We start from the raw sequence: 3,907 nt of genomic DNA, 5'->3' as shown, positions 1-3,907 counted from the left end.
CCAGATGCGGTCCACACCGGGCGGCGGGGTGACGCCGGTGACCGCGGAGGCGTCGGTGACGGAGGTGGTCATGGATGCTCCTGAGCGGTGAGGGACGGACAGTGGGCGGCCGCCTTCGTGGGGCGGCCGGGCCCGCTTGAGGCGGAGGTGACGGCCGAGGCGGTCGGCGGGCGGTGACGGTGGCGGACGATCCGGGGTCGACAGGTGGCGGGGGCCGAGCAGTTGGGACGGGCGGACGGTGGTGGGACGGAGGTGACGGCTGAGGCCGGCGGGTGAAGGGCGGCGGTCGGGATCGGCCGGTACGGGTGGCAGTGGCCACCGGAGTGATCGGGGCCGGGGCCGAACGGTCGGTGAGCGGCGGGCAAGCGGTCGGGATCGGCCGGTACGGGTGCCAGTGGCCACCGGAGTGGTCGGCGCCGGGGCCGAACGGTCGGTGAGCGGCGGGCAAGCGGTCGAGGTCGGCCGGTACGGGTGCCAGTGGCCACCGGAGTGGTCGGCGCCGGGGCCGAACGGTCGGTGAGCGGCGGGCAGGCGGTCGAGGTCGGCCGGTACGGGTGCCAGTGGCCACCGGAGTGGTCGGCGCCGGGGCCGAACGGTCGGTGAGCGGCGGGCAGGTGGTCGAGGTCGGTCGGTACGGGTGGGGGTGCGAGCCGCCGGGGCCGGAGAGGCCGGGTGGTCGGAACCGGCCGACCCGGGCGGTGGCCGGATCGGAGGCGGTCGGCGGGCGCCGGGCGGGCCGGGTCAGTGGGCGGCGGTGACGCCGAGTTCGGTGAGGAGGTCGCGGCGCAGGGCCAGCACGTGGGGGTCGTCGCGGTGGCGGGGGTGGGGGAAGGCCAGCTCGCGGTCGAGGGCGATGCGGCCCTCGCGCAGGATCAGCACGCGGTCGGCCAACCGCACCGCTTCATCCACGTCGTGGGTGACCAGCAGGACCGCCGGGCGGTGCCGGGCACAGAGTTCGGCCACCAGGTCCTGGGTCTGCAACCGGGTCAGGGCGTCCAGGGCGGCGAACGGCTCGTCCAGCAGCAACAGCTGCGGCTCGCGCACCAGCGCCCGGGCCAGCGCCGCCCGCTGGGCCTCCCCACCCGACAGGGTGGCGGGCCAGGCCCGCGCCTTGTCGGCCAGGCCGACCTCGGCCAGCGCCCGTTCGGCGGCGGCCCGGGTGGCCGGGCCGCGCCGCTGCCCCAGGGTGACGTTGGCCAGCACCCGGCGGGCCGGGATCAGCCGCGGTTCCTGGTAGACGGTGGTGCGCCGCCGGGGCACCGCCACCTCCCCCGCGTCGGGTTCCTCCAGCCCCGCGAGGATGCGCAGCAGGGTGGTCTTGCCGGTGCCGCTGGGCCCCAGCAGCACCGTGAACGCCCCGCGCGGGATGTCCAGGTCGACACCGTCCAGGACGGTCTTGGCCCCGAAGGCCTTGCGCAGTCCGCGCAGCCGCACGGCCGTGGTCATGGCGTTACCTCCAGGTTCAGCGGGCGGCCACATGCCCGCGCCAGGGCATGAGCAGCCGTTCGGCCAGGCGGATGGTGAGGTCGATGACGATGCCGATGACGGCGTAGAGCAGGATGCACAGCACCATGTAGTCGGTGCGGTAGTACTGCTGGGCGAGGGTGACCAGGTAGCCGATGCCGGCGGTGGTGCCGATCTGCTCGGCGGCGATGAGGCCGGTGAGGCTCACGCTCAGGCAGATGCGCAGCGCCATGAGGATGCTGGGCAGCGCGGTCGGCACGATCACCTCGGCCACCAGCCGGGCCCGGCCCAGCCCCAGACCGCGGGCGGCCTCCACGAGCTTGCGGTCGACCCCGCGCACGCCCAGGTAGGTGTAGGCGTACATGGGCGCCACGGCGGACACCGCGATGAGGACGACCTTGAAGGTCTCGTCCACCCCGAACCAGGAGATGAACAGCGGCACCAGGGCCAGGAACGGCACCGCCCGCAGGATCTGCATGGACGGGTCCACCAGTTCCTCGCCCAGGGTGGACAGCCCCGCGGCCACCCCGAGCACCAGCCCCGCCGTCACCCCCACCGCGACGCCCAGGGCGGCGCGGGTGAAGGACGCGGCGAGGAACTCGGTGAGCTGGCCGGTGGCGACCAGTTCGCGCAGGGCCTGGAGCACATCCGGCGGGGTGGACAGGATGGCCGGGTCCACGAACCCGGCGCCCACGCCCCACCACCACAGCGCCAGGGCGGCCGCCGGGACGCTCAGCCGCAGCGCGAGCGACAGCGCGGGCGGGCGGCGGCGCGTCCCCAGGTAGGCGGGGCGCTCCAGGTCGTCGCCGGGGTCGGTATCCGGGACGGCGGGGGCGTTGGACAGCACGCTCATGGTGGGCTCCGCTCGGGGTGGGGTGCGTCAGCCGGTGGCGGCGGACAGGTCGAACACGACCTCGGAGGCGGTGACGGCCTCGGCGAGGATCCCGTGCCGGTGGAAGACCCCGCCGACGGTCTCGATGGCGGCCAGGTCCTCCTCGGTCGGGTAACGGAACTCGTGGGCCAGGCGCGTGGTCTCGACGGCGTCGTCCAGCCGGTCGCCGGAGCGGGCGGTGGGGCCCTGGTCGAGGAACACGTTCTGGAAGGCCTCGGGGTCCTCGTTGCCCTGGCGGACCAGCTCGTTGTAGACCTCGAAGAACACCTCCACCGCCTCGGGGTGCTCCTCCAGGAGCTCGATGCGGGCGGCGAACATGCCCAGGTCGGCGTCGTCCACGTCCCGGCTGGTGAGGATGGTCTGCGCGCCGTTGGCGACGGCCTCGGGGTAGGCGTCGACGATGGCCCACCAGGCGTCGATGTCGCCGGAGGCGAACGCGGCGGCGCCCTCCTGCGGGTTGAGGTAGACGCGTTCGACCTCGTCGGGCTCCAGGCCCTCGGCCTCCAGGGCGCGCAGCAGCAGGTACTCGCCCTTGCCGGCCTGGTTGACGGCGACGCGCGCGCCGACGAGGTCGTCGAGGGAGTCGGCGTCGCTGTCGGCGGGGACGACCAGGCCGTCGGCCAGGGGCGCCTCGGGGTCGGTGGTGTCGCTGACCATGAACACGCGCAGGTCGTCGCTGGTGGCCAGGGCGCCGACGGCGGGTGAGAGGGCGCCCTGCTGGATGTTGATGTCGCCGGTGCGCAGGGCCTCGCTGGCGGCGGTGAAGGAGGCGTAGGAGCCGCCCCATTCGATGGTGGCGCCGACCTCGGCGAGGCGTTCCTCGAAGATGCCCTCGCGCTTGGCGTAGGCGAGGGGGCCGGCGTTGCCGGGGTCGATGAGGCGCAGGACCGCGCCCTGGCCGTCGTCCTCTGCCGCCCCGCCGGTGGCGGTGCAGGCGGCGGTCGTGACCAGGAGCGCGGCGGCCAGGGGGAGCACCAGGGTGCGGCGAAGGGGCATGGCGGTCGCTTTCGGGACGGGGCCCAGGAGTGGGCCGGTGAACAACCACACCGTATTTGCCACATCGTGGCAAAGTCAATCTTTCCAGTAGGTTTTATAGATAATGCGACCGCACTCCACCCCCGTCACACACGTTGACCTGGGAGGACCCCTACTCGACGGGGTGCAGCAGCAACCGCTGGAACGCGGGCGCGAACTCCTGGGCGACCCGGGCCAGCTCCGGGAACCGCTCCACCGGCAGCGCCTCGGCGTCGGCGCGCAGCGCCAGCGCCATCCGCACCTGGCCCACCGCGTCCACCAGCGGCACCGCCACGGTGCGCTTGCGGCCGGTGATCTCCCGGTCGTTGACCGCGTACCCCCGGGCGCGCACCTCCTCCAGCACCGCCTTGAGGCGGTCGGGGTCGGTGATGGTGTTCTCGGTCAGGCGTTCCAGCTCCAGCCGGGACGGGTCGAACGAGGTGTCCCAGGCCAGCAGGACCTTGCCCATCGCCGAGGCGTGCAGCGGGATGTAGACGCTCAGCCCGGACTCGGGGTCCACCGCCTCCCCGGCGATGA

At 74.0% G+C, this 3,907-nt stretch carries 4 protein-coding genes; all 4 read right to left on the bottom strand.

The features are described from left to right. Positions 1-741 precede the first annotated feature (741 nt). Positions 742-1,446: an ABC transporter ATP-binding protein gene (locus tag ACJOT3_RS33310; protein WP_406977114.1), complete on the bottom strand. Its 705-nt coding sequence runs from the start codon at positions 1,444-1,446 to the stop codon at positions 742-744. A 16-nt stretch (positions 1,447-1,462) separates the two neighbouring features. Then, positions 1,463-2,317 carry an ABC transporter permease gene (locus ACJOT3_RS33305; protein WP_406977113.1) on the bottom strand — a complete coding sequence of 285 codons (855 nt, stop codon included), beginning with the start codon at positions 2,315-2,317 and terminating at the stop codon, positions 1,463-1,465. Between the two features lie 27 nt (positions 2,318-2,344). Then, on the bottom strand, positions 2,345-3,352 hold the full coding sequence (locus ACJOT3_RS33300; protein ID WP_406977112.1) for an NrtA/SsuA/CpmA family ABC transporter substrate-binding protein: 1,008 nt from the start codon (positions 3,350-3,352) through the stop codon (positions 2,345-2,347). A gap of 151 nt (positions 3,353-3,503) precedes the next feature. Further along, positions 3,504-3,907 (bottom strand): IclR family transcriptional regulator domain-containing protein (locus ACJOT3_RS33295; protein WP_406977111.1); only part of this gene is annotated, 404 nt, incomplete at its 5' end.

Origin of the sequence: Nocardiopsis protaetiae (genome assembly GCF_045446735.1) — a bacterium.
Taxonomy (GTDB): Bacteria; Actinomycetota; Actinomycetes; order Streptosporangiales; family Streptosporangiaceae; genus Nocardiopsis; species Nocardiopsis protaetiae.
The sequence above is the reverse complement of the archived record's forward strand: the minus strand, read 5'-3'. Positions and strand labels throughout refer to the sequence as shown.